The 270-nt window shown below is 67.4% G+C and carries 1 protein-coding gene; it reads left to right on the top strand.

What is annotated here, in order from left to right; all coding sequences use genetic code 11:
- Nucleotides 1-270: phosphopantetheine-binding protein (locus CWO91_RS42525; protein WP_130221206.1), on the top strand; the 270-nt coding region annotated here is incomplete at both ends.

Raw genomic sequence — 270 nt, 5'->3', positions numbered from 1 at the left:
GGCGCCGCAAGGCGAGATCGAGATCACGCTGGCACAGATCTGGGCCGAGCTGCTCGGTGTTGAGCGGGTCGGACGCCACGACCACTTCTTCGAACTGGGCGGGCACTCGCTGCTGGCGGTGCAACTGATCGAGCGTTTGCGGCGGCGGTCGCTGGGGGTTGAGGTGCGCACGCTGTTCGCCAGGCCGGTGCTGGCCGATCAGGCCGCAAGCCTGGGCAGTCATCAGGAGGTGGCGGTCCCGGCCAATCGGATCACCGAACAGAGTCCTGT

The organism is Bradyrhizobium genosp. SA-3 (genome assembly GCF_004212635.1).
Lineage (GTDB): Bacteria > Pseudomonadota > Alphaproteobacteria > Rhizobiales > Xanthobacteraceae > Bradyrhizobium.
The sequence above is the reverse complement of the archived record's forward strand: the minus strand, read 5'-3'. Positions and strand labels throughout refer to the sequence as shown.